The organism is Xenorhabdus yunnanensis (assembly GCF_028598805.1).
In the GTDB taxonomy this organism is placed as follows: domain Bacteria; phylum Pseudomonadota; class Gammaproteobacteria; order Enterobacterales; family Enterobacteriaceae; genus Xenorhabdus; species Xenorhabdus yunnanensis.
The window spans coordinates 1-684 of record NZ_JAQRFI010000203.1; the positions used below are offsets into that span (position 1 = coordinate 1).

Annotated in this window: 2 tRNA genes and 2 rRNA genes; all 4 read right to left on the reverse strand. The window is 50.9% G+C overall.

Annotation, left to right across the window (positions count from 1 at the left end):
- Window positions 1-83: ribosomal RNA gene (locus tag PSI23_RS21775) — 23S ribosomal RNA — on the reverse strand; the annotation flags it as partial.
- A gap of 175 nt (window positions 84-258) precedes the next feature.
- Window positions 259-334 (reverse strand) — tRNA-Ala (locus PSI23_RS21780).
- Between the two features lie 120 nt (window positions 335-454).
- Window positions 455-531: transfer RNA gene (locus PSI23_RS21785), tRNA-Ile, on the reverse strand.
- 70 nt (window positions 532-601) lie between these two features.
- Window positions 602-684: ribosomal RNA gene (locus PSI23_RS21790) — 16S ribosomal RNA — on the reverse strand; the annotation flags it as partial.

Below are 684 nucleotides of genomic sequence, written 5' to 3' on the forward strand. Positions count from 1 at the left end.
CACCGGCGCTTTTCGCAGATTAGCACGTCCTTCATCGCCTCTGACTGCCTAGGCATCCACCGTGTACGCTTAGTCGCTTAACCTCACAACCCGAAGGTGTCTTCGGACTGGGGTTTTGAGAGACTCCTCAATACCGTCATCACGACAGATACTGAGTGTTTCAAATTTTCAGCTTGTTCCAGATTGTTAAAGAGCACGTATTTCACAATACATTCGGTTTCCCCAATGCATTCTGAAATCACGGTATTCAAAGAGAAATGGTGGAGCTAAGCGGGATCGAACCGCTGACCTCCTGCGTGCAAGGCAGGCGCTCTCCCAGCTGAGCTATAGCCCCATAATGTCGTTACCGGACTGCTGCCCAATTCGCTTACGCCGAAAATCTCAACGCGAGCCGCGCAATGTACGCAAGTACATAAACAACGCCGCGCTTGACAGATTCCAGGACAAGCAGAACTGGTAGGCCTGAGTGGACTTGAACCACCGACCTCACCCTTATCAGGGGTGCGCTCTAACCACCTGAGCTACAAGCCTATGCCGATACCGTCTCTTCTTTCATCAGACAATCTGTGTGGACACTGCAACAAAAACTACTATCGTTCGGTAAGGAGGTGATCCAACCGCAGGTTCCCCTACGGTTACCTTGTTACGACTTCACCCCAGTCATGAATCACAAAGTGGTAAGCG